The 26,567-nt window shown below is 70.0% G+C and carries 23 protein-coding genes; 14 read left to right on the top strand and 9 right to left on the bottom strand.

Going from position 1 to position 26,567, the window contains the following annotated elements:
- The first annotated feature begins 76 nt into the window (after window positions 1–76).
- From C5708_RS16165 to C5708_RS16155, 3 genes are read left to right on the top strand one after another with little or no spacing between them, the layout of a single operon-like run.
- Window positions 77–1,231 (top strand): GNAT family N-acetyltransferase, encoded by a 1,155-nt coding sequence (locus C5708_RS16165; protein WP_242922714.1) that lies wholly within the window; start codon window positions 77–79, stop codon window positions 1,229–1,231.
- Window positions 1,228–2,169, top strand: a complete 942-nt coding sequence (locus tag C5708_RS16160) for a glycosyltransferase (protein ID WP_242922712.1) — start codon at window positions 1,228–1,230, stop codon at window positions 2,167–2,169. Before C5708_RS16165 ends, C5708_RS16160 begins: the two co-directional genes overlap by 4 nt.
- Window positions 2,166–3,080 carry a hypothetical protein gene (locus C5708_RS16155; protein ID WP_242922710.1) on the top strand — a complete coding sequence of 305 codons (915 nt, stop codon included), beginning with the start codon at window positions 2,166–2,168 and terminating at the stop codon, window positions 3,078–3,080. The genes C5708_RS16160 and C5708_RS16155 overlap by 4 nt, the downstream gene beginning before the upstream one ends.
- Here C5708_RS16155 and C5708_RS16150 read toward each other — a convergent pair.
- The 3 genes from C5708_RS16150 to greA all read right to left on the bottom strand — a co-directional run bounded on the left by C5708_RS16150 (window position 3,077) and on the right by greA (window position 5,185).
- Window positions 3,077–3,610: a hypothetical protein gene (locus tag C5708_RS16150; protein WP_242922709.1), complete on the bottom strand. Its 534-nt coding sequence runs from the start codon at window positions 3,608–3,610 to the stop codon at window positions 3,077–3,079. The two genes, C5708_RS16155 and C5708_RS16150, sit on opposite strands and share 4 nt — an antisense overlap.
- A gap of 27 nt (window positions 3,611–3,637) precedes the next feature.
- On the bottom strand, window positions 3,638–4,627 hold the full coding sequence (locus C5708_RS16145) for an ELM1/GtrOC1 family putative glycosyltransferase (protein ID WP_242922708.1): 990 nt from the start codon (window positions 4,625–4,627) through the stop codon (window positions 3,638–3,640).
- 84 nt (window positions 4,628–4,711) lie between these two features.
- Window positions 4,712–5,185 (bottom strand): transcription elongation factor GreA, encoded by a 474-nt coding sequence (gene greA, locus C5708_RS16140; protein WP_242922707.1) that lies wholly within the window; start codon window positions 5,183–5,185, stop codon window positions 4,712–4,714.
- A gap of 170 nt (window positions 5,186–5,355) precedes the next feature.
- Here greA and C5708_RS16135 point away from each other — a divergent pair, with 170 nt between their 5' ends.
- Together C5708_RS16135 and C5708_RS16130 are read left to right on the top strand one after the other, a co-directional pair.
- Complete coding sequence (locus tag C5708_RS16135; protein WP_242922706.1) at window positions 5,356–6,192, top strand: DMT family transporter; 837 nt, start codon at window positions 5,356–5,358, stop codon at window positions 6,190–6,192.
- 170 nt (window positions 6,193–6,362) lie between these two features.
- A complete protein-coding gene (locus C5708_RS16130; RefSeq protein WP_242922705.1) occupies window positions 6,363–9,080 on the top strand; it encodes a TonB-dependent receptor in 2,718 nt (905 codons plus the stop codon).
- Between the two features lie 36 nt (window positions 9,081–9,116).
- On the opposite strand, the gene C5708_RS16125 is transcribed toward C5708_RS16130, so the two are convergent.
- The 4 genes from C5708_RS16125 to carA form a co-directional block, all read right to left on the bottom strand.
- Entirely contained in the window at window positions 9,117–9,503 is a 387-nt protein-coding gene (locus C5708_RS16125; RefSeq protein WP_242922704.1) for a nuclear transport factor 2 family protein, read from the bottom strand.
- A 409-nt stretch (window positions 9,504–9,912) separates the two neighbouring features.
- Window positions 9,913–13,200: a carbamoyl-phosphate synthase large subunit gene (gene carB / locus C5708_RS16120; protein ID WP_242922701.1), complete on the bottom strand. Its 3,288-nt coding sequence runs from the start codon at window positions 13,198–13,200 to the stop codon at window positions 9,913–9,915.
- Between the two features lie 144 nt (window positions 13,201–13,344).
- Window positions 13,345–14,487: a patatin-like phospholipase family protein gene (locus C5708_RS16115; protein ID WP_242922700.1), complete on the bottom strand. Its 1,143-nt coding sequence runs from the start codon at window positions 14,485–14,487 to the stop codon at window positions 13,345–13,347.
- Window positions 14,488–14,542: 55 nt separating this feature from the next.
- Window positions 14,543–15,709: a glutamine-hydrolyzing carbamoyl-phosphate synthase small subunit gene (gene carA, locus C5708_RS16110; protein WP_242922699.1), complete on the bottom strand. Its 1,167-nt coding sequence runs from the start codon at window positions 15,707–15,709 to the stop codon at window positions 14,543–14,545.
- A gap of 199 nt (window positions 15,710–15,908) precedes the next feature.
- Between carA and C5708_RS16105 the strand changes: the two genes are divergently transcribed.
- Together C5708_RS16105 and C5708_RS16100 are read left to right on the top strand one after the other, a co-directional pair.
- Window positions 15,909–17,645 (top strand): D-aminoacylase, encoded by a 1,737-nt coding sequence (locus C5708_RS16105; protein ID WP_242922698.1) that lies wholly within the window; start codon window positions 15,909–15,911, stop codon window positions 17,643–17,645.
- Window positions 17,646–17,662: 17 nt separating this feature from the next.
- Complete coding sequence (locus tag C5708_RS16100) at window positions 17,663–17,911, top strand: DUF1272 domain-containing protein (protein ID WP_242922697.1); 249 nt, start codon at window positions 17,663–17,665, stop codon at window positions 17,909–17,911.
- Between the two features lie 7 nt (window positions 17,912–17,918).
- Here the strand turns inward: C5708_RS16100 and C5708_RS16095 are convergent, their stop codons facing one another.
- A complete protein-coding gene (locus C5708_RS16095; RefSeq protein WP_242922696.1) occupies window positions 17,919–19,643 on the bottom strand; it encodes a phospholipase D-like domain-containing protein in 1,725 nt (574 codons plus the stop codon).
- A gap of 181 nt (window positions 19,644–19,824) precedes the next feature.
- Here C5708_RS16095 and C5708_RS16090 point away from each other — a divergent pair, with 181 nt between their 5' ends.
- From C5708_RS16090 to C5708_RS16065, 6 genes are all read left to right on the top strand, one after another.
- Window positions 19,825–20,079 carry a hypothetical protein gene (locus C5708_RS16090; protein ID WP_242922695.1) on the top strand — a complete coding sequence of 85 codons (255 nt, stop codon included), beginning with the start codon at window positions 19,825–19,827 and terminating at the stop codon, window positions 20,077–20,079.
- A gap of 89 nt (window positions 20,080–20,168) precedes the next feature.
- The gene (locus C5708_RS16085) at window positions 20,169–20,867 is read left to right on the top strand and encodes an HAD family hydrolase (RefSeq protein WP_242922694.1); all 699 of its coding nucleotides are present in this window, start codon (window positions 20,169–20,171) and stop codon (window positions 20,865–20,867) included.
- 121 nt (window positions 20,868–20,988) lie between these two features.
- Window positions 20,989–21,375 carry a hypothetical protein gene (locus C5708_RS16080; protein WP_242922692.1) on the top strand — a complete coding sequence of 129 codons (387 nt, stop codon included), beginning with the start codon at window positions 20,989–20,991 and terminating at the stop codon, window positions 21,373–21,375.
- 35 nt (window positions 21,376–21,410) lie between these two features.
- Window positions 21,411–22,283, top strand: a complete 873-nt coding sequence (locus C5708_RS16075) for a sigma-70 family RNA polymerase sigma factor (protein WP_242922691.1) — start codon at window positions 21,411–21,413, stop codon at window positions 22,281–22,283.
- Between the two features lie 334 nt (window positions 22,284–22,617).
- The gene (locus C5708_RS16070; protein ID WP_242922689.1) at window positions 22,618–22,995 is read left to right on the top strand and encodes a hypothetical protein; all 378 of its coding nucleotides are present in this window, start codon (window positions 22,618–22,620) and stop codon (window positions 22,993–22,995) included.
- Complete coding sequence (locus C5708_RS16065; protein WP_242922687.1) at window positions 22,988–23,347, top strand: hypothetical protein; 360 nt, start codon at window positions 22,988–22,990, stop codon at window positions 23,345–23,347. The genes C5708_RS16070 and C5708_RS16065 overlap by 8 nt, the downstream gene beginning before the upstream one ends.
- On the opposite strand, the gene C5708_RS16060 is transcribed toward C5708_RS16065, so the two are convergent.
- The gene (locus C5708_RS16060) at window positions 23,344–24,483 is read right to left on the bottom strand and encodes an acyltransferase (protein ID WP_242922685.1); all 1,140 of its coding nucleotides are present in this window, start codon (window positions 24,481–24,483) and stop codon (window positions 23,344–23,346) included. The two genes, C5708_RS16065 and C5708_RS16060, sit on opposite strands and share 4 nt — an antisense overlap.
- Window positions 24,484–24,638: 155 nt before the next feature.
- On the opposite strand from C5708_RS16060, the gene dnaG reads away from it, so the two are divergent.
- The gene (dnaG, locus tag C5708_RS16055; protein WP_242922683.1) at window positions 24,639–26,519 is read left to right on the top strand and encodes a DNA primase; all 1,881 of its coding nucleotides are present in this window, start codon (window positions 24,639–24,641) and stop codon (window positions 26,517–26,519) included.
- Window positions 26,520–26,567: the final 48 nt, after the last annotated feature.

Genomic DNA, 26,567 nt, shown 5'->3' with positions numbered 1-26,567 from the left:
GGCCAGATAGGGACACGTTAAGTGTTCCGCGAACCCGCTTGTACTATGATCGGTGGCGTCGAGAAGCGAGAGCAGGATGATCGAAGCAAACGTGCTTCATCCATCGGAGCTCGCCGCCGAGGACGTGGCGGCGTGGCGGGACTGGCAGGCGCGGACGCCTGCGTTCGGGAACCCCTTGCTGGGGCCGGATTTCGCCTGCGCGGTGGGCGGGGTGCGGGACGACGCCCGCGTCGCCCTGTTCCGCCTGGCGGGCAAGCTGGTCGGCCTGCTGCCGCTGCATCGGCGGCCGGGCGGCCTGGCCCGGCCCATCGGCGCGCCGTTCTCCGACTATCACGCCCTGATCACCGCGCCGGACGCGCCCGTGCGCGGCGGCGAAGCCCTGGCCGCCGCCGGCTTCAGCGCCTTCAGATTCTCGGGCCTGCTCGATCCGCATGGGGTGTTCGACCTGGGCGGCGCGGGAGAATCCGAAGCCTTCTCCATCGTGCTCGACGGCGATCCCGACGCCTATTTCGAGGACCTGCGCGCCGCCAGCGCCAAGCGGTTCAAGAACTGGCGGCGACTGGAGCACAAGCTCGAGCGCGAGCATGGCGAGATCCGGCTGGAGGCGCCCGACGTCTCTTCGGCGGCGTTCGAGCAATTGCTGACCTGGAAGCGCGAGCAGCTTCACCGCACCGGGGCCCACGACTTCCTGCGGCCCGAATGGACCGACGGCCTGATGCGCAGCCTGTTCGAGGATCGCGACGGCGACTTCCAGGGGCTGATGATCACCCTCCACGCCGGCGACACCCTGATCGCCGGCCATTTCGGCGTGCGGCTGGGCGACTGGTACCATCCGTGGATCGCCTCGACCGATCCGGCCTTCGCGCCCTGGTCGCCGGGGCAGATCTTCCTGTCGCGGGTCATCCGGGTGATGCCGGCCCTGGGCCTGCGCATCTACGACATGGGCCCCGGGCACGACCACTATAAGCGCCATTACGGCCGCGAGCGGACCGCGCTGGCCGAAGGGCAGATCCTGGCGGCCGGTTCGGCCGGCCGCGTCGCCGGCTCGATCGAGGGGGCGTGGGCCCTGGCCGGAGCCGACCGCAAGCCCATCGTCGGACGGGTCCGGCGCCGGCTGGAGCAGATCGCCACCCTGGAGCTGACCCTGGGCGGGCGCGTGCGCGGCGTGTTCGACGCCATCGCCGGCCATGGCCGGCGCGAGGCCAGCCGCCGCGATCCGGAGGCGCCATGAGCGCGGCGCGCGTTTCGGTCGTCATCCCGACCCAGCGCCGGCCGGGCCCGCTCGCGACAGCCGTCCGTTCGATCATCCGCCAGGAAGGCCTCGATCCGCGTACGCTGGAGCTGGTGGTGGTCGACAACGACCAGGTTCCGTCGGCGGCGGCGGGCGTCGCCGCCCTGGCGGCCGAGGCGCCGTTTCCCGTCGTCTACGTGCACGAGCCCGAGCCCGGCGTCGCCAACGCCCGCAACGCCGCCCTGGCCGTCGCCAAGGGCGCGATGATCGCCTTCCTCGACGACGACGAGGAGGCGCCGCCCGGCTGGCTCGCGGCCCTGATCGCCGCCCAGGCCCGGCTGGGGGCGGACGCGGTGTTCGGCCCGGTGCGCGCCCGCGCGCCGGCCGAGACCGGCGTGCACCGCGCCTATCTGGAGGACTTCTTCTCGCGCAAGGGACCGGCCGAGGAAGGGGTGGTGGATCACTATTACGGCTGCGGCGACAGCCTGCTGGTCCGCGCCAGCCTGCCCGATCCGCTGCGGCCGTTCTCGCCGCTGCGCAACCATATCGGCGGCGAGGACGACATGCTGTTCGGCCAGATGCGGGCCGCCGGCCGCCGCTTCGGCTGGGCCCCCGACGCCTGGGTTTGGGAGGACCCCGCGCCCGAGCGGCTGAGCCTCGACTATACGATCCGCCGTGCCTTCGCCTACGGGCAGGGACCGTCGTCGAACTGCGCGGCGGCCGACCCGCCCGACCGGCTGGGCGTGGCGCGGTGGATGGCGGTGGGCGTGATCCAGGCGACAGGCTACGGCGTGCTGGCGGCGGCCAAGTGGCTGCTGCGCGCGCCCAACCGCGCCTTCACCCTGGACCGGGCCGCGCGCGGCCTGGGCAAGACCCTGTGGTGGGGGCCTTTCAAGATTCATTTTTACGGACTGCGTGCGCCGGAGAGTACGACATGAGCGTGATACGGGACTGGACGGCGGACAAGGCGGCGGCCTTCGGCGAACGCAGCCTGGGCTTCGAGCACGCGCTGCATGAGCGGCCGATGTTCGACGACGCCGGCCTGATCGCGGTGCTCGACCGCTATCCGCGCGACAAGCTCGGGGTCTTCACCATGGGCGACGACCCGGTCGACTGGGAAAGCTGGCGGCGCGGGGCGGCCGGCGACCTGGGCGGCGAGGCGCTGCTGGAGGCGGCCAAGGCCGGGCGCATCTGGCTGAACCTGCGCGCGGCCAACCGCTACCTGCCCGAGTATGCGGCGCTGTGCGACGAGATCTTCGCCGACAAGGAGCGCCACGTGCGCGGCCTGCACACCTTCAAGCGCGACCTCGGCCTGCTGATCTCGTCGGCCAGCGCCCAGGTGTTCTACCATCTCGACGTGGCGCTGGTGTCGCTGTGGCAGGTGCGCGGCCAAAAGCGCGTCTGGGTCTATCCGGTGGGCGAGCCCTATATCGGCGACGAGCAGCTGGAGCGCATCGTCCTGCGCGAGACCGCCGAGCAGTTCGCCTTCGATCCGGCCTGGGACGCGGCGGCCGAGGTCTTCGACCTGACGCCGGGCAAGATGGCCACCTGGCGGCAGAACGCCCCGCACCGGATCGAGAACGGCCCGATGCTCAACGTCTCGCTGTCGATCGAATACCTGACGCCGGCGGCGGTGATGCGCGCCAACGTCATCTACGCCAACGGAGTGCTCAGGCGCAAAGCCGGCATGCGGCCCAAGGTCCAGGACGGCTTCGGCCCGGCGGCGATGGCCAAGGTCGGGCTGGCCCGGGCGTGGAAGGCGGCCGGCCTGCAGAAGACCTTCGAGCGCAAGCTGCCGACCTCCTTCACCCTGGACGCGACGCGGCCGGGGGTGCTGCTGCCGGCCTAGTCGTCCGGCTCGGCCTGGGCGGCGTAGGTGAACACCCCGCACAGGCTGTCGGGATCGTCATAGGGGCCGGGCGATCCCCAGCCCTTGAAGGCGATCACGTGCAGGGCCGGCGCGCCGCGGGGCGAGCGGCCTTCGACCAGGGCCAGGTGGGTGGTCTTGTTCTTGCCGCACAGGCCTTCGCCTTCCGCCTGGGCGCCCACCGTCTCGGAGGTGACGGCGCGGATCTCGACCTTCGCCGACGGCGGCGTCTTGAGCAGCGCCGCCCAGGTCCCGCCGCCCTTGCCGTAGTCTTCCGAGGCGGGGACCACGTGGACCGCCCCCGTCTGGTAGGTGAGGTCGTCGGCGAAGGACAACGCCCGTTTGGACAGGGCGAGTTCGCCGGTGACGGCCTTGGCTGTGGTCGAGACCGGCTGCAACGTGCGGACGCCCACGGAAGCCAGGGAGCGTTCGGCCGGCTTGCAGGCGGCCAGCGCGGCCAGCGCGGAAAGCGCGGCCGCCGTGCGGATCAAGGATTGCGGAATCGACGCCATGATACCCCCAGCGAGCGCGGCCCCGGTTTAGCCGTCCGCGCGCCGTTCGGCCATCCGGCGGAGAATCTCGCCGGCCGCCCGGTCGGTCTCGGCCAGCGGTTCGTAGCGCCAGCCGTGGAAGGCGCCGCCGAACGGCCGCGCCGCGCCGTGCCGCTCCAGTTCCTCGTGCAGCCGCCGGAACTTCAGGCTGTGGCCGTCCATCTTGAGGATGAACACCGGCTTGCCGGTCGAGGCCGCCTCGGTGGCCATGTTGGTCGAGTCCTCGGTGACCAGGATGAAATCGGCCGCCGCCAGGAAGGCGAAATAGGGATTGGGGCCGGTTCCGTCCCAGACGATCCCCGGCAGGCCGCGCAGCCGGGAGGCGATGATCGCCTTGGCCTGATCGGGCGTGCGCCGCGAAAAGGTCAGCAGGATCGCGCCGCCCTCCTGGGCGACCGGCAGGTGGATCGAGTTGGCGATCTCGGCGGCGCGCTTGGCCGACAGGTCGAAAGACTTGGACTTGCCGCCGACCAGCACGGCCACCCGCGGGCGCGGCAGGGCCTCGATCTGTTCGCGGAAGGCGGCCAGTTCGGCTTCGAGGCGCTCGGGCGTCACCCGATGCGGCGAGCCGGTGATCGCGACGACGTTGTCGCCGTGCACGCGGTCGTGCCGGGGCGGCACGATCAGGTCGAACAGGTGCGAGGGCAGGCGCGGGTCCTGGACCTGCACCACGAAGGTCGCGCCGCGCGACCAGCGCCGCATGCGGATGGACAGGGGCAGGGTGGCCCGGCCGGCGGCGATCCACAGGTCCGGCCACGGCGGGGCCATGCCGCTTTCCGGGGCGATCCAGCGCCTGGGCAGGATGTTGAGGAGCGAGGGCAGGCGGCCGACGCGGCCCTTCCAGGCGACCGTCTTCAGCGTGACCTGGGCGCGGGTCCGCCGGGCGACGGCCTCGGCGAGGCCGACGGCCTGGGCCTGGATGCCGGCGCGGCCGTCCGAGACGGCCCAGATCTGCAGCGGCTTAGCGGCCTCGGTCATCGACCGTGATCCTGAACGGCCGACGGCGCGGAGAGGTCCCCGCGCCGTGGCGTCGATGCAATGGCGGCAGGCGGCCGGAGCCGCCTAGATCCACTCGACCTTGAGGATCGCATAGGCCTTCACGCCGCCGGGCGTGTTGACCTCGACCACGTCGCCGACTTCCTTGCCGATCATCGCGCGCGAGAGCGGCGAGGACAGCGAGATCTTGCCCAGCTTCACGTCGGCCTCGTGGTCGCCGACGATCTGGTAGCGGGCTTCCTCTTCGGTGTCCTCGTCGACGACGCTGACGGTCGCGCCGAACTTCACCTGGCCGCCCGACAGTTTCGACACGTCGATGACCTGGGCGCGGGCCAGCTTGTCCTCGATCTCGGCGATGCGGCCTTCGATCCAGCCCTGCCGCTCCTTGGCGGCGTGGTACTCGGCGTTTTCCGACAGATCGCCATGCGAGCGCGCCTCGGAGATCGCGGCGATCACCGCCGGACGCTCCTGGGTCTTCAAACGCTTCAGTTCTTCGTCGAGGGTCTGGTAACCCTCGCCGGTCATCGGCACTTTTTCCATTGCGGATTTTAGCTCGGCTTGGCCCTTTGGGGAGGTAGTGGTCCGGCCGCGGGCGCTGGCGTCCGGGGGCTGCGAGGATAGGGGGCGCTCCCGCGAAGTTCAAGAGGTTCCGGTTCGCCTTCCCCGTGCGGCTTGGCGAAGAACGCCGACTCCGGCTCTGTTGCCGGGGCATGAACACCGCCCAAGCCGCCTCCCTGATGATCGTGGTCTCCGGCGCGGCGCACGCCGTCGTCAACGCCATACTGAAGTCCGGCCGCGACAAGATGTCGAGCCGGGCGCTGATCGACGGCTTCTCGGCGCTGCTGGTCCTGCCGGCGGTCCTGCTGCTGCCGCCGCCGCACGGGGCCTGGATCTGGCTGGCCGGCTCGTGGGCGACGCACCTCGTCTACCTGATCTGCCTGATCAAGGCGTTCGAACGGGCCGACATGACGGTCGCCTATCCGATCGCGCGGGGGGTGGCACCGGTCCTGGCCGCCGCGGTGTCGGTGGCGGCCCTGGGCGAGCCGATCACCTGGCCGGTGATCCTGGGGATCGTGCTGGTGTCGGGCGGGGTGATGACGGTCGGCCTTGGCCGCCATGTCGATCGGCGGGCCCTGGGCTGGGCCCTGGCCACCGGCGTCTGCATCGCGCTCTACACCGTGCTCGACGCCAAGGGGGTGCGCGCCGCGCCGTCGGCGCCCAGCTACATCGCCTGGGTCTATCTGACGCTGGGGGCCGGCGTCGGCGGGCTGTTCGCCATCTGGCGCGGGCCGGCCTTCCTGGTGGCGGCGCGGGGCGAATGGCGGCCGGGCCTGATCGCCGGGGCGCTGTCGATCGTCACCTACGGCCTAGCGCTGTGGGCCTATCGGCTGAGCGAGATTCCCCGTCTCGCCGCCCTGCGCGAGACCTCGATCCTGTTCGCCCTGGTCATCGCCGTCTTCGTCCTGAAAGAGCGCGTCACGCCCCAGCGGATCGCCGGGGTGCTGGCCATCGGCGCCGGCGCGGCGGTCCTGCTCGCCGCCGGGTGAGCGGTTTCCGCTAGGGAAGGCGAGGCCCGTCCGTCAATCCGAAGAACTCTGCGCCCTGGGGCAGATTTTCTTGGGCGCTGTCCGCGGTGTTTATTCCTATTTGATCGGTAGGAATAAGTCGGCGGCGCGGCGCGCCCCGACGGGACCTTGGGGACTGACCTGTGACCTGCATGACCAAACGACGCCTGCTGGCGTTGACCGCCCTGACCTTGGCGACGGCGGCGCCGGCTTACGCCCAGACGGCGCCGGATCAGGCGCCCGCCGCCGTGGACGAGGTGGTGATCACCGGCTCGCGCATTCCGCGGACCAAGCTGGAAGGCGCCGCGCCGGTGACGGTGATCACCGCGCAGGATATCGACTCCAAGGCGTTCCGCAGCGTGTTCGACGCCCTGACCCAGGCCACCCAGAACACCGGCTCGGTGCAGGGCGAGGACTTCGGCAGCACCTTCACGCCGGCCGCCAACGTCATCAACCTGCGGGGGCTCGGCCCCAACCATACCCTGGTGCTGCTCAACGGGCGGCGGATGGCGGACTATCCCGTGGCCTATGACGGCTCGGTCAATGCGGTGAACCTCGCCAACATCCCCTCGGCGGCGATCAGCCAGATCGAGATCCTCACCGGCGGGGCCGGAGCGGTCTATGGCTCCGACGCCATCGCCGGCGTCGTCAACCTCAAGACCCGCCGGCAGGCCGACGGCCTCGACCTCAGCGTCCGCTACGGCGGGACCGAGCAGGGCGGCGGCGAGAACTGGCGCGTCCAGGCGATCGGCGGGCGGTCGTTCGGCAAGCTGGACGTGACGGCCGAGGCGGAGTTCAGCGGCCGCGACCCGATCTGGTGGCGCCAGCGCGACCTGTCCAACGCCTACACCCGCTACGCCAAGCCGGGCGTGGTTCCGCCGGCGATGTTCTCGAACCGCAACCCGGCGACCAAGGTCTATTACGACCCGCCGGCCGGGGCCTGCGCCGCCCTCGCCGGGCTGCAGGGCGGCACGATGACCCAATACCCCGCCGTCAGCGGCGGCTCGTACTGCAGCAGCGACGGCTACTACAACTACCGCACCATCCAGACGGAGCGCGACGTCGCCGCCGGCCATGTCGGCCTGACCTATCATGTCGACGACCGGACCGAGGTGTTCGGCGATCTCTTCTACGGCCATGCCGACGTCAAGAACGTCGTGCGCTCGCTGAGCTGGAGCCGGACGTTCTGGAACAACGCCAGCGGCCGGCTGGAGACCTGGAACCGGGTGTTCACGCCCGAGGAGATGGGCGGCGAGTTCGGCGCGGGCAGCCGCTACGCCGAGGATTCGTGGAACGCCGCCGCCGGCGTGCGCGGGCGCATCGGCGAGGACTGGCGCTACGAGCTGGCCTATAACCGCTCGGAATATTCCAGCGACCAGGGCCGCGTGCGCCTGCTCGCCGGGATCGACGACTTCTTCCGCGGCCCGCAGCAGGGGACCCATTCGGCCTTCGGCGGCGCTTACGCCGCCTTCACCCCCGCGCCGGGCCGGCTGTACACGCCGCTGACCCCCGCCGAGTTCGGGGCGCTGTCGGCCAATTTCGTCGAGCAGGACCGGTCGTACCTCCAGGACTTCAGCCTGAGCGCCAACGGGCCGCTGTTCGCCCTGCCGGCGGGGCCGTTGCAGGCGGCCCTGGTGCTGGAGGCCGGCGACCAGGGGTTCGAGAACAATCCGGACCCGCGCATCAACCAGGGCGCGGCCTGGAACACCGGCCAGACCACGCGCTCCAGCGGCCACCGCAACCGCCAGGCCGTCGGCGTGGAGCTGCGCGCGCCGATCTTCGCCCAGCTGACCGCGACCCTGGCCGAACGCTATGACAACTACAGCTACGGCGGCCAGAGCGTCGGGGCCGAGACGCACAGCATCGGCCTGGAATACCGGCCGACCAGCACGCTCCTGCTGCGCGGCAGCTACTCGACCAGCTTCCGCGCGCCCGACATGAGCTACGTCTTCGAGACCCAGACCCGGGGTTACTATCCGGGCGTCACCGACTACTATCAGTGCCGGCTGGCCGGGCAGGCCTATTCGAGCTGCAACATCCAGTACAACATGAACTTCCTGCGCACCGGCAGCGCGGCGCTGAAACCGGAGGAAGGGCGTTCGTTCACCGTCGGCGGGGTCTGGTCGCCCAACCGCCACTTCGATCTCCAGCTCGACTATTACGACATCGAGATCAGCAACGAGGTCACTTCCCTGAACCAGGAGCTGATCCTCAAGACCGAGGCCGATTGCCGGCTGGGCCGCTCGGTCAGCGGCGCGGCGGTCGATCCGAACTCGGCCATCTGCCGCGACTATGTCGCGCGGGTGGACCGCACTCCGGGCGACGCGGCGGTCAATCCCAACCAGGTCAACAACATCACGGTCAACCCGATCAACGCCTCCAGCGAGCGGACGCGGGGCCTCGACGCCAGCGCCAATCTGCGCTGGCGTTTCGACCAGTATGGCGCGGTGCTGGTGAACCTGACCTACACCAAGGTGTTCGAACACACCTACCAGCAGTTCAGCGGCGACCCGAAGGTCGACTATGTCCGCGACCCCGCCCATCAGGCCGACTGGAGCGACCGCGCCACGGCCAGCCTGACCTGGGACATCGGCCGCTGGACCGCGACGCTCTACGGCGTCCGCTATGGCGCGATCCCGCGCAACGACGCTTCGGGATCGTGGTCGGGCTATGCGGTGTTCAACGGCAGCGTCCGCTACCGGCTGACCGACCGCGCGGCCGTGAGCCTCATCGTCAACAACATCGCGGACCGCTATCCGGTCGATAAGAGCGGCGGCTGGCCGTACTATCCGGTCGGCTGGTACGACGAGTACGGCCGCCAGACCTGGCTGCAGCTCGACTACCGTTTCGGCCCGAAGAGCGGCCGCTAGGCGGGCCCGCAGGGTTCTTCGAGGCGGCCTCCGGCGTCAGCCGCCGGGGGCCGGCGCGGCGGGGCGGCGCTGTCCGGGATCGTAATAGAACCGCTCCTCGACGATGCGGTCGCCGCTCCAGAGCTGCAGGGCCAGCTCGTCGAAGGTGAACCGGCGTCCGTCGGCCAGGATGAAGTCGAACACCCAGTTGATCACCACGCGGTCGCCGTCGATCAGCACGATCTCGGCCGGGCGGGTGTGGATGGCCTCGAACGATTCCATCACCTTCTGCTCGCCGTCCATCAGGTTGCGCCGGCCGCGCCGGGGCGGGGCCTGGTTCTCCTGCATCGAGGCGTCCTCGGCGTAGAATTGCTCGATGGCCTCGACATGCCGGCCGGATTCGACGGTGGCGATGAAGTCCTGGACGCGTTCACGGCTGGGCATGCGGTCCGTCTCCCTGCGAGGTCTTCACGAAGATGGGCGGGCGTCCCGTCTATACAACCCGAACCCCCTAGGGTTATTGGCGCGGCCCGCACCAGCCAGAGGAGGCCGACATGCGCAAGCCACGCGATTTCCAGGACCTCGACTGCTTTCGAGGTCACCTCTAAGCGTCGCAAATCCTACCCGTCCGAAACGCGCGTCAAGCGCGGCGACCGGGTGGTCCACGGCGACAAGGAACTGATCGAAAAGCTCGGGCGAAACGACCTGTGCCCTTGCGGCTCAGGACGGTCGTTTCAAGCGGTGCTGCCTCAAGAGCGGGCGGCATGACGGCGCGAACCGCGCCTATTACTTTCAGGGACTAGCTACTCACAGGGAATACGGGGCGGCGGCCTGCGCCGCCCCGGCGTTCCGATCAGGCGTAGCTCTGCAGCGACCGCACTTCGAGCTGTTCTTCCGACGCCGAGCCGATGGCCTGGGCGGCGGCCAGGGCTCCGGCGGTGGTGGTGTAGTAGGGGATCTTCATCATCAGGGCGGTGCGGCGCAGCGAGAAGCTGTCCTCCAGCGACTGCTTGCCCTCGGTGGTGTTGAACACCAGCTGGACCTCGCCGTTCTTCATGGCGTCGACGATGTTCGGCCGGCCTTCCAGCACCTTCTTCACCAGCTCGACCTCGACGCCCTGCGCCTTGAGGTAGGCGCAGGTGCCCGAGGTGGCGACGACCTTGAAGCCCGCCGCCTGCAACAGGCGCACCGGCTCGACGATCCAGGGCTTGTCGCTTTCCTTGACCGAGACGAAGGCGCAGCCGGCGCGGGGCAGGCTGACGCCGCCGCCGAGCTGGCTCTTGGCGAAGGCGCGGGCGAAGGCCGGGGCCAGGGTTTCGCCAGGGCGCACCCAGTCCAGACCCATGACCTCGCCGGTCGAGCGCATTTCCGGACCGAGGATGGTGTCGACGCCGGGGAAGCGGGCGAAGGGGAACACCGCCTCCTTCACCGCGATGTGGTCGTAGGGCTTGTCGGTCAGGCCGAAGCTGGCCAGGGATTCGCCAGCCATCACCTTGGCGGCGATCGAGGCGATCGGCTGGCCGATGGTCTTGGCCACGAACGGCACTGTGCGGCTGGCGCGCGGATTGACCTCCAGCACATAGATGCGCGGAGCGTCCGAGTGCGGCTCTTCGATGGCGAACTGCACGTTCATCAGGCCGCGGACCTGGAGCGCGAAGGCCATGGCCTCGGTCTGGCGCTTCAGCTCGGCGATGGTTTCCGGCTTCAGCGAGAACGGCGGCAGCGAGCAGGCGCTGTCGCCCGAGTGCACGCCGGCCTCCTCGATGTGCTCCATGACCCCGGCCACGAACACCGTCTCGCCGTCGCACAGGGCGTCGACGTCGACCTCGGTCGCCTTGGACAGGTACTGGTCGATCAGCACCGGGCTGTCGCCGGACACCTGCACGGCGGTGCGGATGTAGCGGTCGAGCTGCTCGTCGTCGCGGACGATCTCCATGGCCCGGCCGCCCAGCACGTAGGACGGGCGGATGACCACCGGATAGCCGACCTTGTGCGCGCCGGCGAAAGCCTCGTCGCGCGAGCGGGCGATGGCGTTGACCGGCTGGGCGATCTCCAGTCGGTGCAGCAGCTGCTGGAAGCGCTCGCGGTCTTCGGCCAGGTCGATGGCGTCGGGAGTGGTGCCGAGGATCGGCACGCCGGCCTGCTCCAGGGCGTGGGCCAGCTTCAGCGGGGTCTGGCCGCCGAACTGGACGATGACGCCGAGCAGAGTCCCGTTCGAGGTCTCGACGGCCAGCAGCTCCAGCACGTCCTCGGCCGTCAGCGGCTCGAAGTACAGGCGGTCGGAGGTGTCGTAGTCGGTCGAGACGGTCTCGGGGTTGCAGTTGACCATGATCGACTCGACGCCGATCTGGTCGAGCGCGAAGGCGGCATGGCAGCAGCAGTAGTCGAACTCGATGCCCTGGCCGATCCGGTTCGGACCGCCGCCGAGGATGACCGCCTTCTTGCGGCCGGACGGCTCGGATTCGCAGTCCGGAACCTGGCCCAGCGCGCCGGTCTCGTAGGTCGAATACATGTAGGGCGTCACGGCCGCGAACTCGGCCGCGCAGCTGTCGATGCGCTTGAAGGTCGGCCGCACCATGAGGGCGTGGCGGGCGGCGCGGACCTCGGCTTCGGTCTGGCCGGTCAGCTTGGCCAGGCGGGCGTCCGAGAAGCCCTGGGCCTTGAGCTTGCGCACGGCGGTCGCCTCGGCCGGCAGGCCGTGGGTGCGCAGCCTGGCCTCCTGGGCCATCAGCTCCTCGATCTGGCGCAGGAACCAAGGCTCGTACGAGCAGGCGGCGGCGACTTCCTCGACGGTCAGGCCGTGGCGGAAGGCCTGGGCGATGACGCGCAGGCGGTCGGGGGTCGGCACGCCCAGGGCGCGGACGACGGCGGCCTTGCCGGTCTCGGGATCGCCGGCGCCGTGGATATCGATCTCGTCGAGGCCGGTCAGGCCGGTCTCGAGGCCGCGCAGGGCCTTCTGCAGGCTCTCGGCGAAGGTGCGGCCGATGGCCATGACCTCGCCGACCGACTTCATCGAGGTGGTCAGGTAGGGCTCGGCGCCCGGATACTTCTCGAAGGCGAAGCGCGGGATCTTGGTGACGACATAGTCGATGCTGGGCTCGAACGAGGCCGGCGTCGCGCCGGTGATGTCGTTCATCAGCTCGTCGAGGGTGTAGCCGACGGCCAGGCGGGCGGCGACCTTGGCGATCGGGAAGCCGGTGGCCTTGGAGGCCAGGGCCGACGAGCGCGACACGCGCGGGTTCATCTCGATGACCACCATGCGGCCGTCGCGCGGATTGAGCGCGAACTGGACGTTGGAGCCGCCGGTCTCGACGCCGATCTCGCGCAGCACGGCGATCGAGGCCGCGCGCATCCACTGATATTCCTTGTCGGTCAGGGTCAGGGCCGGGGCGACGGTGATCGAATCGCCGGTGTGCACGCCCATCGGGTCGATGTTCTCGATCGAGCAGACGATGATGCAGTTGTCCGCCTTGTCGCGGACGACCTCCATCTCGTACTCCTTCCAGCCCAGCACCGACTCCTCGATCAGCACCTCGGTGGTCGGCGACAGGTCGAGGCCGCGCTCGACGATCTCCTTGAACTCCTCGACGTTGTAGGCGATGCCGCCGCCGGTGCCGGCCAGGGTGAACGACGGGCGGATGATCGCCGGCAGGCCGACCAGCTCCAGGCCCTCGTTGGCCTCTTCCAGGGTGTGGGCGACATGGCTGCGCGGGCTTTCCAGGCCCAGCTTGTCCATGGCGTCGCGGAACTTCTGCCGGTCCTCGGCCTTGTCGATGACCTCGGCCTTGGCCCCGATCATCTCGACGCCGTATTTCTCCAGCACGCCCATGCGCTCCAACGCTAGGGCGGTGTTCAGCGCGGTCTGGCCGCCCATGGTCGGCAGCAGGGCGTCGGGCCGTTCCTTGGCGATGATCTTCTCGACCATCTCCGGCGTGATCGGCTCGATATAGGTCGCGTCGGCCACGTCCGGATCGGTCATGATCGTGGCCGGGTTCGAATTGACCAGGACGATGCGGTAGCCCTCGCCGCGCAGGGCCTTGCAGGCCTGCACGCCGGAATAGTCGAACTCGCAGGCCTGGCCGATGACGATCGGGCCGGCGCCGATGATGAGGATCGACTGGATATCTGTGCGTTTGGGCATGCCGGTCTCGTCGCGCGCGAAAGGTCGGTCGCGCGCCGCCGCGCGCCCGCCCTCGGATAGGTTTCAGGTTAAGGCGGTCGTTTAGAGCGCGTGGCGCGCAAGTTCAATTCTTAAAGGCCGTTAAAGGGGCTTAGCCATGCGCTTTCATGGCGCGTCCGGCTGCGGACTGGTCCAGGCGGTGCCGTTCCTGGCCCGTTCGAAGCCGATATTGAACAGCTCCGTCATGCTGCGGGAATCGAAATTGAAGCCTTCGGCGGTGACGTCGTCGGGGATGGCGGTGGTGTAGAGCTTCATGCCGTTGCGCTGGGCCCAGGCCCTGTTGGCGGCGATGAAGACCCGCGTGGTCGACTTCGACATGGTGTCGTAGCTGCGCGACAGTATGGCGAGGGTGTTGCGCCGGGTGATGCCGAAACTGGCCTGCAGCTTGCCGTTGACCAGGATGTAGAAATCGCCGTGCGTCGGGTCATCCTGTTCGCCGGTCCACAGCAGCATCGATTCCGGCACCGAGACGAACGGCGCGGTCGCCCCGCCGTCGACGTGCATCTCGCGGAAGCGCCGGCGGTCGGCGCCGTCCAGTTCGATCATGGCCGGCGGGAACACGCCGGGAATGCTGGCCGAGGCCACCAGCACCTTGCGGAACAGCTGCAGGGCCTTGTCGTCGCCGCGGCTGGCGATGGCGCCCATGTCCCAGATCACCGCCTTCTGGCTGTCCAGGTTGGTGGTGGCGATCAGCAGCCGCCGGCCCTTGGCGTGTTCGGCGGCGATGGCGCGCAGCAGGGGCCTGTCGACATAGGCGTTGACCAGGGTCTCCAGCGGGCGGGGGCTGAAGATGCCGGGCGTATAGAGGGCGCTGAGCCATTTCGACTGCAGCAGGTTGTTGGCGGCCCCGCTGGTGTAGGCGTGCTTGAGGCGCGGGTCCCAGGCCGGCCCCAGGAAAGCGAACGGCGCGGTCAGCGCGCCGGTGCTGACCCCGGTGACGATGGCGAAGTCAGGACGATGGCCGGTGGCGGTCCAGCCGACGATGACGCCCGCGCCGTAAGCCCCGTTGGCGCCCCCGCCGGAAAGGGCCAGGACGTCCATGTTCTTGAACGCGTGCGCCTGCAACTCCTCGCCGGCCGTCTTCGCGAAGGCCAGGGTGGCTTCACGGTCGTCGGCGTTGAAGCGGACGTCGGAAAAGCCTTCCGGCGCCGCCCGCGTCAGTTCGTGAGCCGTGTAGGTCTCGCGCGGCAGCGACCCGCAGGCCGTCAGGGCCAGCGCCGCCGTCGCCGCCGCCAACCACCTCGCCATCTTGAACGCCGATCGCCACATGCGCGCAGTTTGAACGGCGTTGGTGACGAATTGTCTAGCGCTGGCCGTCCATCAGGCCGGCGAAGCGTTCGAACAGATAAAGACTGTCCGTGGGACCGGGCGAGGCTTCGGGGTGGTGCTGGACGCTGAACACCGGCTTGTCGGCCAGGGCGATGCCGGCGTTGGTGCCGTCGAACAGCGACACGTGCGTCTCCTGCACCGGGGCGGGCAGGCTGTCGCGGTCGACGGTGAAGCCGTGGTTCATCGACACGATCTCGACCTTGCCGGTGGTCAGGTCCTTGACCGGGTGGTTGGCCCCGTGGTGGCCCTGCTCCATCTTCACCGTCTTGGCGCCGACGGCGAGGGCCAGCATCTGGTGTCCGAGGCAGATGCCGAACACCGGCTTGCCGCTGTCGATCAGCTTCTTGATCTCGGGGACCGCATACTCGCCGGTGGCGGCCGGGTCGCCGGGGCCGTTGGACAACAGCACGCCGTCCGGATTGCGGGCCAGGATCTCCTCGGCGGTGGTGTTCGCCGGCACCACGGTGGCGCGGGCGCCGACGCTGGTCAGGGCGCGCAGGATGTTGCGCTTGACGCCGTAGTCGACGACCACGACCTCGTACTTGGGCTGGCCCGCCTTGGCGTAGCCCTCCGGCCAGCGCCACAGGCCCTCGTCGAACACGAACGACTGGGTGCAGGAGGCGTCCTTGGCCAGGTCGAGGCCTTCCAGGCCGTTCCAGGCCTTGGCCTTGGCGACCAGGGCGTCGAGGTCGAACTCGCCTTCCGGATCGTGGGCGATGACGCCGTGCGGCATGCCCTTCTCGCGGATGGCCTTGGTCAGCGAGCGGGTGTCGACGCCGGCCAGCGCCACCACGCCCCGGCGCTTCAGCCAGGCGTCGAGGTCGCCGTCGGCGCGCCAGTTGGCCGGCGCGGTCGGGACGTCGCGGAAGATCGCGCCGACGGCGGCGGTCGCCGCGCCGTCCCCGAACTGCTCGATGTCCTCGACGTTGACGCCGACATTGCCGACGTGCGGGAAGGTGAAGGCGACGATCTGGGCCATGTAGGACGGATCGGTCAGGATCTCCTGGTATCCGGTCATGGCGGTGTTGAAGCAGACCTCGCCGACGGCGTCTCCGACCGCGCCGACGCCGATCCCTTGCAGGACCGTCCCGTCGGCCAGGACCAGAACTCCGGTGACTCCAGGCATGAGCGTCTTTGTCATGGGCGGAGTCTCCAATTGCGGCGGGCGGGGCGATAGTCGCAAAACGGCGGGCGGAGGCAAACCCCCGCCCGCCGGATAAACGGCCGCGTGTTTAGGGGGCGCGGGGGACAGGGTCAACCCCGCCTGGGGCGCGACGGAACTCGACACGAACGGCGCGCTCGCCTTAGGCTCGCGCCAAACGAGAATGAAGGGTGAGGACATGCATAGGAAGTTGGTCGCCGCGTCGGTCGCGGCCTCGGCCGTGGTGTTCGGCATGGGGGCCTCGCCGGCCCGGCCGGACTACGACGCGGTGATCCGCGGCGGAACCGTCTATGACGGCTCGGGCGGCGCCCCGTTCGTCGGCGACGTGGCGGTCAAGGGCGACCGCATCGCCTATGTCGGCCCGCACGCGCCGGGGCGCGGGGCCCAGGAGATCGACGCCAAGGGCAAGGCGGTCTCGCCCGGCTTCATCAACATGCTGAGCTGGGCCAACGAGACCCTGCTGGTCGACGGCCGCGGCCAGAGCGACCTGCGCCAGGGCGTGACCCTGGAGGTGATGGGCGAGGGCGAGTCGATGGGCCCGCTCAGCGCCGACATGAAGCGCCTGGCCAAGGAACGGCAGAGCGACATCAAGTACGACGTCGATTGGGACACCTTCGGCCAGTATTTCGAGAAGCTGGAGAAGCGCGGGATTTCGCCCAACGTCGCCTCGTTCGTCGGGGCGACCACCGTGCGCGGCTACGTGCTGGGCGAGGGCGACGTGCAGCCGACGCCGGCCCAGCTCGACCAGATGCGCAGCCTCGTGCGCCAGTCGATGGAGGAGGGCGCCCTGGGGCTGGGTTCGTCGCTGATCTATGCGCCGGCTGCCTACGCCAAGACGCCCGAGCTGGTCGCCCTGGCCTCCGAGAGCGCCCGTTGCGGCGGCATGTACATCAGCCACATGCGCAGCGAGGGTAATCGCCTGACCGAGGCGGTGCAGGAGACCATCGACATCGCCAAGGGCTCGGGCGGCCCGGCCGAGATCTACCATCTCAAGGTCGCCGGCCGCGCCAACTGGGGCAAGCTCGACCAGGTGATCGGCATGGTCGAGAAGGCGCGGGCGGACGGGACCCGCATCACCGCCGACATGTACACCTACACCGCCGGGGCCACCGGCCTCGACGCCGCCATGCCGCCCTGGGTGCAGGCGGGCGGGCGCGAGGCCTGGATCGAGCGGCTGAAGGACCCGGCCGTGCGCGCCCGCGTGATCAAGGAGATGCGCGACCCTGACGCCGGCTACGAGAACCTCTATGTCCACGCCGGGGCCGAGGGCACGCTGCTGCTGGCCTTCAAGACCGACAAGCTCAAGCCGCTGACCGGCAAGACCCTGGCCGAAGTCGCCAAGATGCGCGGCCAGAGCCCCGAGGACGCCGCCATCGACCTGGTCATCGAGGACGGCACCCGCATCGGGGTCGCCTACTTCCTGATGTCCGAGGACAATGTCCGCCGCCAGACGGCGCTGCCCTGGGTCAGCTTCGGCTCGGACGAGGGCGCGCCGGCGCCCGAGGGCGTGTTCCTGAAATCCAACGCCCACCCGCGCGCCTACGGCAATTTCGACAAGGTGCTGGCCAAGTACGTGCGCGAGGACAAGGCCCTGAGCCTGCAGGAGGCGGTGCGCAAGCTGTCGGCCTTGCCGGCCGCCAACCTGTCGCTCAAGGATCGCGGCCTGCTCAAGACCGGCTATTTCGCCGACGTGGTGGTGTTCGACCCGGCCAAGGTGCAGGATCACGCCACCTACGAGAAACCGCACCAGTTCTCGACCGGCATGTCCTATGTGCTGGTCAACGGCGGCGTGGCCTTGAAGGACGGCGAGCCCACCGGCGCGGCGACCGGCCGCTTCGTGCGTGGGCGGGCCTGGACCGGCGCGCCCGGCGGCGGCTGCCGCGCCAAGGCGTCGGACTGGGCCTGGGCCAAATAGCGAGGGAGACGAAGACGATGCTGGAGCTGCGCCCCAACTGCGAATGCTGCGACCGCGACCTGCCGCCCGACAGCGACCAGGCCCGCATCTGCACCTTCGAATGCACCTTCTGCGCCGACTGCGTCGATACGCGGCTGGGCGGGGCCTGCCCCAACTGCGGCGGCGGCTTCGCGGCCCGCCCGGTCCGCCCGGCGGCCTTGCTGGCGCGCTATCCGGCCTCGACGGTCCGCGTGCTGAAGCCCCATTCCGCCTGCGCGGCGGCCTGAGCCGCCGTCAGCTGGAGAACATCGTCCGGTCGCGGGCCTTCTGCGAGCCGTCGACATAGAACGGCGCCCACCAGGCCGGCTGGCCGGCGGCCGGCGGCTTGGCCAGGGTGATCGGCCCGGTCGCCGCCGCGCCCGCCGCCTGCATCTTGGTGCGGAAGTGCAGGTGGTCGAACATGCGCAGGGCCTCGATGGCGTAGGCCGAGGCGATCAGCGGGTCCGAGATCTGGATCAGGTGGTCGCCGTTCGACTGCTCGCCGCCCACCGCCAGGTTCGACGAGCCGGTGAACAGCTTGGCGCTGGGCAGGTTGAAGTCGGTGACGATGAACTTGTGGTGGATGTGGATGCCCGCGCCGCCGCTCCATTCCGCCGAGAACGGCGGGGGGGCATGGGCGGCCAGATAGGCGAAGTCGACCAGGGCGGTGGAGCCGTCCGGCTTGGTGACCTGCAGCCCCGTCGCCTGGTTGACGACGCCGTAGCTGAACAGCGGGCGGCCCATCAGCCGGTCGAGCGCCTTGCGCACCAGGCCGGTCTTATCGAGCGACAGGAAGGCGACGGAATAGAGCACCGACGACGCGGCCTGGTCGATGGCCCCGGCCACCGGGCCCAGCGACAGGGCCGCGTCCGCGTGCGGCGAGAAGCACAGGTGCACGGGCGGGCCGTTGTCCGGGCTGACCACCTGCCAGGCCTTGCTCAGCGGGTCCTTGCCCAGGGCGTCGGGGCCCTGGAACGCCAGGTCGAACATGCGGCCGAACAGGCCGGCGACGTCGGCGTTGCTGAACACCAGCATGTTGTTGGCCTGGATATAGAGGCCGCGGTACGAGAAGTTGGTCGATCCGCACAGCACCTTGAACGGCTGGCCGCCCCGGCGGGCGATCAGCACCTTGTTGTGCTGCAGCCGCTGGAAGTGATGGCGCGTCACGTGGTCCGCCCCGGCCGACGCCGCCAGCCGCGCCGCCGCCAGGCTTTCGGCCTTGCTGGCCGGCAGGTGGCTGGCGGAATTGTCGATGACGATGCGCAGCCGCGGGCCAAGCGCCTCCAGGCGCCGCACCACGTCGGCCTCGTCGAGGTCGAAGGCCAGGGCGTCGACGGTGACGGTCGGGTCGGCGACGGCCTGGTCGAGGAAGTCGAACAGCAGCTGATAGGCCTCGAAGCCCAGCCACTGGAATACGTCGCTGGGCTGTCCGTCCGGCCCCAGCACCTTGGACTTGTCGAGCGCCAGCCGGTCGGCGCCGCTCTGGGGCAGGATCTGCGCGCGCAGGGCCGGGTCGGGATAGCGCTCGTCGAAGGCCTGGGACGAGGCGAAGTTGCGGGTGAAGCCGATGTCGAGGAAATCGGGATAGCAGACCGGGTCGAGCGGGATGTCGAGGGCGACCTGGGCCCCGTCGACCAGCGAGCCGTCCGGCTTCATGTGCCGCTTGGTGACGCGGTAGCCGTAGGTTCCGGGCTGCGGCAAATAGGGGAAATGGATCCAGCGGAAGGTCTGGAACGGCGCGGCGTGCGAGTCGTAGTTGCGATAGCCGTTCGGTCCCGGCTGGGCCGCCGCCGCGTAGTCGAAGGCGATGCGGTTGCGCAAGGGGACGTAGTCGCCGCCGGGCGACTTCACGTCGATGGCGAAGCCGACGAAGTCGGGTTCGGGCGCGTCGACATCCATGCCCAGCAGGCACATGCGCTCGCCGCGCCGCAGCTTCAGGGTCAAGCCGTCCTGCGTCTGGCGGTTCTCGAATATCGTCATCGCCCGCTCTCCGGATAACGGCGTTACCTATATCGCGACGCGTGTGACGAATATATGCACGCCGGAGTGGGTGCGACATTATGTGGTCTGGCCGCATGTGGTCTGGCCGCCTCGGACGGCGGACGCACTTCACGTTCGCGGGCGAGGCGCCTACTTTTGAGGGCGAGCGAAAGGCGCGATCATGGGCAAGCCGTGGTTTCGGGTGAAGCGGTACGGTTTCGGCGCGGGCCTGCCCTGCAGCTGGGAAGGCTGGGTGGTCGTGGCGCTCTACGTGGCCGCCATGGCCCTGACCGTGACCCTGTTCGGCTCCAGCTACGCCGAGCAGCATCCCTGGCGCTACTTCGCGGCGGTCATCGGGTTGACGGCGCTTGTCGTGTTCATCTCCTGGCGCAAGAGCGACGGCCCCTGGCGCTGGCGCAACGGCGACGACCGCTAGGCGCCGGCGGCCTGGGGCCGGTCGACGCCGGCGCGCGCGCCCTATAAGGGGAAGGCCAGACGAGCGCGCGGCGCGCAAGAGGTGTTTAGGTGACGATTACGACTGTCGGCTTGGACGCCGACGACACGCTTTGGCACAACGAGACGATCTTCCGTCTGACCCACAAACGCTTCGTCGAGCTGCTGAGCGACTTCGCCGACGAGACCACGCTGGAGGCTCGCCTCGCCGAGGTCGAGAAGCGCAACCTGCGGCTCTACGGCTACGGCGTGAAGGGCTTCACCCTGTCGATGGTCGAGACCGCCATGGAGCTGACCGACGGCGCCGTCTCGACCAGGGTCATCCGCGAGATCCTCGCCGTCGGCCGCGAGATGCTGAGCGAGCCGGTCGAGCCGCTGCCCGGCGTCGAGGGCGCGCTGCACGCCCTGTCCAAACGCTATCGCCTGGTGCTGATCACCAAGGGCGACCTGCTCCACCAGGAGCAGAAGCTGGCCGCCTCGGGTCTGGGCGACCTCTTCCAGGCGGTCGAGATCGTCAGCGAGAAGGACGCCGACACCTATGTGCGGGTGTTCAACCGCCACGGCTCCGGCCCCGAGCAGGCGGCGATGGCCGGCAACTCCATGCGGTCCGATATCCTGCCGGCGCTGGCGGCGGGGGCCTACGCCGCCCTGGTTCCCTATCCCTTGATCTGGGCGCACGAGGCGGCCGACGCCCCTACGGGCGATCCGCGTTTCGCCGAGCTGGCGTCGATCGCCGACCTGCCGGCCTGGGTGGACGGGCTGAACGGCTAGCCCGTTTCCTGCGCGCGTCGTCCCGGAAGGCGCGCCGCGTTCGTCGGCGCCCAGGCGGCGTCGATGTCACAGTCCGCCCCGCCGTCTCGTCCTTGGCGTGAAGGAAGACATGGAGGCGGATTTGAAGCGCGCGATCGCCGGCCTTTTGGCCCTGCTGCTGGGCGTCAACGCCCTGGCCCAGCTTTTTGCGTCCCTGTGGTGGTACGGCGCCGTGCCGGGCGTGACCGAGACCGGGCCGTTCAATCCCCACTTCGTCCAGGACATCGGCGCGGCCTATCTGGTCACGGCCCTGGGCCTGGCCTGGTTCGCCTGGAAGGGCGGCCCGGCCTGGCCGGCCCTGGTCGCGGCCAGCGCCTTCCTGGTCCTGCACGCGGCGATCCATCTGGTCGCCGCCGCCCATCATCACGGCCTGCACGACCTGATGCGCGACCTGCCCGGCGTCTTCCTGCCCGCCCTGCTCAGCCTCTGGCTGGCCGCGCCGCCGAGGCGGAACGGACGGGAAGCCTGATAGGGTCCTTGATGGTCGCCGAGGGAGATCGCCGCATGAACGACGTCGAGACGTTCGAGGCCCAGCGCGGGCGGCTGCGCCGCCTGGCCTACCGCATGCTCGGCTCGGTGGCCGAGGCCGAGGACGTGGTCCAGGACGCTTGGCTGCGCTGGCGGCGTACCGACCAGGCCCAGATCACCGACCCGGCCGCCTGGCTGGTGCGCACGGCGACGCGGCTGTGCCTGGACCGGCTCAAATCGGCCAGGGCGCGGCGCGAGGTCTATGTCGGGGCCTGGCTGCCCGAGCCGCTGGTCGAGGCGGCGGGCGCCGCGCCGGCCGAGAGCGCCGACGAGCGGGCCGAGGACGTGTCGGTGGCCTTCCTGCTCGCGCTGGAGCGGCTGTCGCCGCTGGAGCGGGCGGTGTTTTTGCTGCGCGAGGTCTTCGACCAGGACTACGGCCGGATCGCCGCCGCCCTGGATCGCAGCGAGGCGGCCTGCCGGCAGCTCGCCGCCCGCGCCAAGGCCCATGTCCGCGAAGCGCGGCCGCGCTTCGAGGTCGAGCGCGCCAACGCCGACCGCATGGTGGCGGCCTTCATGCAGGCGGCCCGCGACGGCGATCCCAGCCAGCTCGCCGCCATGCTGGCCGACGACGCCGTGCTGATCTCCGACGGCGGCGGCAAGCGGTCGGCGGCCCTGAACCCGATCTTCGGCGCGGCCAAGATCATCCGCTTCCTGACGGGGATCTCGCGCAAGTACGCCTACTACCGCACCGCCCAGTACCATCCGGCCAGGGTCAACGGCCTGCCCGGCCTGGTGATGACCGATCCGGACGGGCCGCAGACCATCGCCTTCGACCTCGACGCGGCCGGCCGTGTGTGCGGCGTCTACATCGTGCGCAACCCCGACAAGCTGGGGCATATCGGCGTCTGAACACGCCTCCAACCAGGCGTTGCGCCGCGCCCTCGCCTTGCGTATAGGAGGGGCCGCAGTTCAGGGAGAACAGCGTCGAAATGCAATCGCGTTTCGCCTTCGTCAGCCGCCTCGACGTGACCCTCGCCGGTTCGCGTGGCGCTCCCGCCTGCGCTGCGCTCATGCTCGCCAAAACCGTAATTATTACCCCCTGCCACATGGGAACGGGGCGACCGCGCGCGCACTAAAAAACGCCGGCGATCGCAAGATCAGCAACCCCGCTCCCGATAAGGCAGCGGGGTTTTTTGTTGCGCGCTCGCCGGTCCCAGCCCTCACCAGCCAAGGACCACAAGCCATGAACGCCCCCTCTCGATCAGACGCCGATCAGCCCGCGCCAGCGGTGGCCGCGCGCCGCTTCGCGCGCGTGCTGAGCAACGAATCCCTGATGCAGCACACCGCCCGGCTGGAGGCGACGCTGTTCGCCGGCGGCTCGCTGGAGCAGCTGTTCACCGTCGAGGCGGCGCTCGACGCGGCCTGGTCGTCCGAGACCGAGGCGCGGCCGCAGCGCGAGCTGGTCTGGGCCACCGAGGACGGCGAGGCCGCCATCGACGTGCTCAGGCTGAGCGCCTTCGACAGCGACGGCCGGGTGCTGCTGCGCCGGACCTATTTCGCCGGCGCCGACGGGCTGGTGCGCGACGACCACGAACTGGTGAAAGGGCTTCGTCGTGGCTGACGGGAGCGGGGCCGCGCAGGCGGCGCAAGGCGCGGGGGCGGGGCATGTCGGGGCGGCGCAGGGAGCGGCGGCGGACGAGGCGGGCGCGGCCGTACGCCGTTACTGGTTCATCCTCTACGTCCACGACGAGCCGGACGCCCTGATGCGGGTGCTCGGCCCGTTCACGGTCCGCCAGGTGCGGCTGAGCGGGGTCACCCTCGACCGCCAGGGCGAGGTGGTGTGCATCCAGATCGAGGTCGAGGCGGTGGCTCCGGCCCTGGCCGACCGGCTGGCCCGCTTGCTCGAAGGGATGCCGGTGGTGCGCGGCGTCGGCCTGGGCTGGCGCGACTGGAGCGGCCCCGCGTCGACCTAGGGCTCGCCGGCCGCGGGGGCCGCAGCGCCCGGCGCCGGCCGCCAGCGCAGGGTCGAGATCCAGCGGCGCGCCGGGCGCTCGAACAGCATCAGCGACAGGTAGGACAGCGGGAACAGCACGACCATGCAGCCCAGAACCCACAGCCGCATGGCGTCGCCGGTCAGGCGCAGCATCCCGCCGCCGATCAGGTTGAGGCCGATCGACAGCATCAGCGGATGCAGCATGTAGAGCGAATAGGTGAGCTGGCCGAACGGGGCCAGGGCCCGCGTCGCCGCGCTCGGCCGGCGGCCCGAGGCGTCCCCGGCGGCGATGAACACGGCGGCGGCGTAAAGGTTGACCAGCAGCGCCCCCTTGTGCGCGCCCAGCGCGGCGCCGACGAAGAACAGCGCCAGCAGGGTCCAGCCGACCGGGCCGGCGGCGGGCAGGGCCGCCAGCCGCGCGCGCAGGCGGAAGGCCAGCATCCCGATCAGGAAGCCGGGCACGGCGCGCAGCAGGCCGAAATCGGCCGTCCATTCATAGAAGGGATGGCGCGCGCCGGGGAGCAGCGAGGCCGCGAACAGCAGGGCCAGCCACGCAGCCGCGACGGCGGCCGTCAGCACGGGGCCGCGCCGGACGAGCAGGAGCAGCGCGGGAAACAGCAGGTAGAGTCCCCACTCGGCGCTGATCGACCAGCTGACGAAGTTGAAGGTCTGGTGGTTGCAGGCTCCCCAGGCGTGGACCAGCAGCAGGTTGGGGGCGAGGCAGGCGAAGTCGTAGCGGGCGGGGTCGTGGAAGCGCGGGTCGCCGGCGTAGGCCAGGACCGCCAGGACCACGTAGAAGGCCAGGGTCGCCCAGTGCAGCGGGCCGAGCCGGGCGACGCGCTTGAGCAGGAAGTCGCCATAGGCGCCGAGCGAGGTGATCCGCGTCGCATAGACCGACGAGATCACATAGCCCGAGACCACGAAGAACAGGTCGACGAACAGGTTGAAGGCCCGCACCGTGTGGTTGACCGCGTCCCAGCGCCCGTCGAGGTCGAGGTAGCGGTTGAAGTGGAACACCACGACGCCGAGCGCGGCGATCAGGCGCAGCGCGTCCAGGCGCAGCATGTCCTGGGACTCGGGCTTGAGGAGGGCCGGCGACCGGCGCGTCTGGGACAAGGGGCGGTTCCGCTTCGATGCGTCCGCCTCACTGCGGGATCGGCCGACCTCACGTCAAGTTGAAGTGTTTCGGCGCTGAAACCGCGCGGTCGGCGCGGGCGGGACGGCGGACTTCCAGGCGTGACGGCCCGCGGCCCGGCGCGTAAAGATGCGACGTGCGCTTCGACGACAACTTCCTCGACGAGATCAAGTCCCGCCTCCGCCTGTCCGACGTCATCGGCCGGACGGTGAAGCTGCGGCGGCAGGGGCGCGAGTACGCCGGCCTGTCCCCCTTCACCAAGGAGAAGTCGCCGTCGTTCTTCGTCAATGACGACAAGGGTTTCTATCACTGCTTCTCCAGCGGCAAGCACGGCGACCTGATCTCGTTCCTGCAGGAGACCGAGCGGCTGAGCTTTCCCGAGGCGGTCGAGCGCCTCGCCGCCGAGGCCGGGGTGCCGATGCCGGCCCAGGATTCGCGGTCGGCCGAGGAAGACCGCAAGCGCGCCTCGCTCGGCGACTGGCTGGAAATGGCCGCCAAGTGGTTCGAGGCCGAACTGCGCCGCCCGGCCGGGCGCGAGGCGCGGGCCTATCTGGAGCGGCGCGGCCTGCCCGAAAGCGAATGGGCCCGTTTCCGCATGGGCTTTTCGCCGCAGGGGCGCACCGCTCTGAAGGACTATCTGGTCGCCAAGGGCGCCCAGCCGGCGGCCCTGGTCGAGGCCGGCCTGCTGATCGCGCCCGAGGACGGCGGCGCACCCTATGACCGCTTCCGCGACCGGGTGATCTTCCCCATCGCCGACGCGCGGGGGCGGGTGGTCTCGTTCGGCGGCCGGGCCATGGACCCGCAGGCCCGCGCCAAATACCTCAACGGCCCGGAGACCGGCGTCTTCCACAAGGGGCGGCTGGTCTACGGCCTGGCCGAGGCGCGCAAGCTGGCTTCGGCCGGCGACGTCGGCGCGCCGTTCGTGGTGGTCGAGGGCTACATGGACGTCATCGCCTGCCAGCGGGCCGGCGTGGCGGCGGTGGCCCCGATGGGCACCGCCCTGACCGAGGAGCAGATGGAGCTGCTGTGGCGCTCGCACGCCGAGCCGACCCTGTGCTTCGACGGCGACAACGCCGGCCGCCGGGCCGCCAGCCGCGCCATCGACCGGGCCCTGCCCCTGCTCAAGGCCGGCCGCAGCTTCAAGTTCGCCATCGTCTCCGGCGGCAAGGACCCCGACGACGTCCTGCGCGAGCAGGGGCCCGCCGCGCTCAAGGCCCAGCTCGCCCAGACCACGCCCTTCGTCGAGGCGCTGTTCGTGCGCGAGCGCGACCTGGAGCCGCTGGACACGCCCGAGCGGCGCGCGGGGCTGAAGGCGCGCCTGCGCGCCGCCGCCGCCGCCATCCAGGACAAGGACCTGGCCCAGGCTTATCGCGACGACCTGCTCGGCCGTTACGACGGGCTGTTCCCCTCGGTCCGGCCCGAGCGGGACGGCGGTTTCGCAAGGCCCGGACGCGGCGGCCCGGCCGGACGCGGCGGCTGGCGCGGGGCGCGCGAACTGGCCGGTCCCTTTCCGGAAACCAAGGCCACGCGGGGCGGGCCGTCGATCGAGCATACCGCCGCAGCGCTGGCCCAGGCGGCCCTCGCCGACCCCCATCGGCTGGACGATCATCTGGAGACGCTGCAGCGTCATGGCTTCGGCGATCCGGGGCTCATCGATTTGGCGAGGGAAATCATTCGCCTGCGTCTGGACGCCGACGTGCTTGACAGCGAAGGATTGCAACGCCATTTGGCGGGAAGAGGATTCGGCCCGTTGCTGAGCGAAATCGACAAGGCCGCCGCGAAATCGGGCGCGCCATTCCTGATCCCGGATGCTTCGCTCGCAACAGCCAGGTCCCAATGGTCGCACGCCTTCGAGGTTATGACGCGAATGGCTGCGCTCGAGAGCGCCATCCAAGCCGCCAAGAGCGATCTTGCCGGACGGGAGGGCATGGCGGCGATCGAGCGTATGAAAGCCGAGCGCGACGGTCTCAAGCGGGCGGTCAAGACGGGAACGATTTGGACGGACGGCGGGTCTTAAATTAAAGGGGCCTGCCGGCCGCTTGCATGCATTTTAAGCCGGATGCGC

Source organism: Caulobacter sp. CCUG 60055 (assembly GCF_022750545.1).
GTDB lineage: Bacteria > Pseudomonadota > Alphaproteobacteria > Caulobacterales > Caulobacteraceae > PUIC01.
The sequence above is the reverse complement of the archived record's forward strand: the minus strand, read 5'-3'. Positions and strand labels throughout refer to the sequence as shown.

Excerpts from the sequence above, each read along its gene's own strand:
- C5708_RS16100 (WP_242922697.1), top strand. The coding sequence starts at position 17,663 with ATGCTGGAGCTGCGCCCCAACTGCGAATGCTGCGACCGCGACCTGCCG.
- carB (WP_242922701.1), bottom strand. The coding sequence starts at position 13,200 with ATGCCCAAACGCACAGATATCCAGTCGATCCTCATCATCGGCGCCGGC.
- C5708_RS16165 (WP_242922714.1), top strand. The coding sequence starts at position 77 with ATGATCGAAGCAAACGTGCTTCATCCATCGGAGCTCGCCGCCGAGGAC.
- C5708_RS16160 (WP_242922712.1), top strand. The coding sequence starts at position 1,228 with ATGAGCGCGGCGCGCGTTTCGGTCGTCATCCCGACCCAGCGCCGGCCG.
- C5708_RS16090 (WP_242922695.1), top strand. The coding sequence starts at position 19,825 with ATGGGCAAGCCGTGGTTTCGGGTGAAGCGGTACGGTTTCGGCGCGGGC.
- greA (WP_242922707.1), bottom strand. The coding sequence starts at position 5,185 with ATGGAAAAAGTGCCGATGACCGGCGAGGGTTACCAGACCCTCGACGAA.
- C5708_RS16115 (WP_242922700.1), bottom strand. The coding sequence starts at position 14,487 with ATGGCGAGGTGGTTGGCGGCGGCGACGGCGGCGCTGGCCCTGACGGCC.
- C5708_RS16135 (WP_242922706.1), top strand. The coding sequence starts at position 5,356 with ATGAACACCGCCCAAGCCGCCTCCCTGATGATCGTGGTCTCCGGCGCG.
- carA (WP_242922699.1), bottom strand. The coding sequence starts at position 15,709 with ATGACAAAGACGCTCATGCCTGGAGTCACCGGAGTTCTGGTCCTGGCC.
- C5708_RS16155 (WP_242922710.1), top strand. The coding sequence starts at position 2,166 with ATGAGCGTGATACGGGACTGGACGGCGGACAAGGCGGCGGCCTTCGGC.
- C5708_RS16075 (WP_242922691.1), top strand. The coding sequence starts at position 21,411 with ATGAACGACGTCGAGACGTTCGAGGCCCAGCGCGGGCGGCTGCGCCGC.
- C5708_RS16145 (WP_242922708.1), bottom strand. The coding sequence starts at position 4,627 with ATGACCGAGGCCGCTAAGCCGCTGCAGATCTGGGCCGTCTCGGACGGC.
- C5708_RS16150 (WP_242922709.1), bottom strand. The coding sequence starts at position 3,610 with ATGGCGTCGATTCCGCAATCCTTGATCCGCACGGCGGCCGCGCTTTCC.
- C5708_RS16130 (WP_242922705.1), top strand. The coding sequence starts at position 6,363 with ATGACCAAACGACGCCTGCTGGCGTTGACCGCCCTGACCTTGGCGACG.
- C5708_RS16095 (WP_242922696.1), bottom strand. The coding sequence starts at position 19,643 with ATGACGATATTCGAGAACCGCCAGACGCAGGACGGCTTGACCCTGAAG.
- C5708_RS16105 (WP_242922698.1), top strand. The coding sequence starts at position 15,909 with ATGCATAGGAAGTTGGTCGCCGCGTCGGTCGCGGCCTCGGCCGTGGTG.
- C5708_RS16070 (WP_242922689.1), top strand. The coding sequence starts at position 22,618 with ATGAACGCCCCCTCTCGATCAGACGCCGATCAGCCCGCGCCAGCGGTG.
- C5708_RS16125 (WP_242922704.1), bottom strand. The coding sequence starts at position 9,503 with ATGCCCAGCCGTGAACGCGTCCAGGACTTCATCGCCACCGTCGAATCC.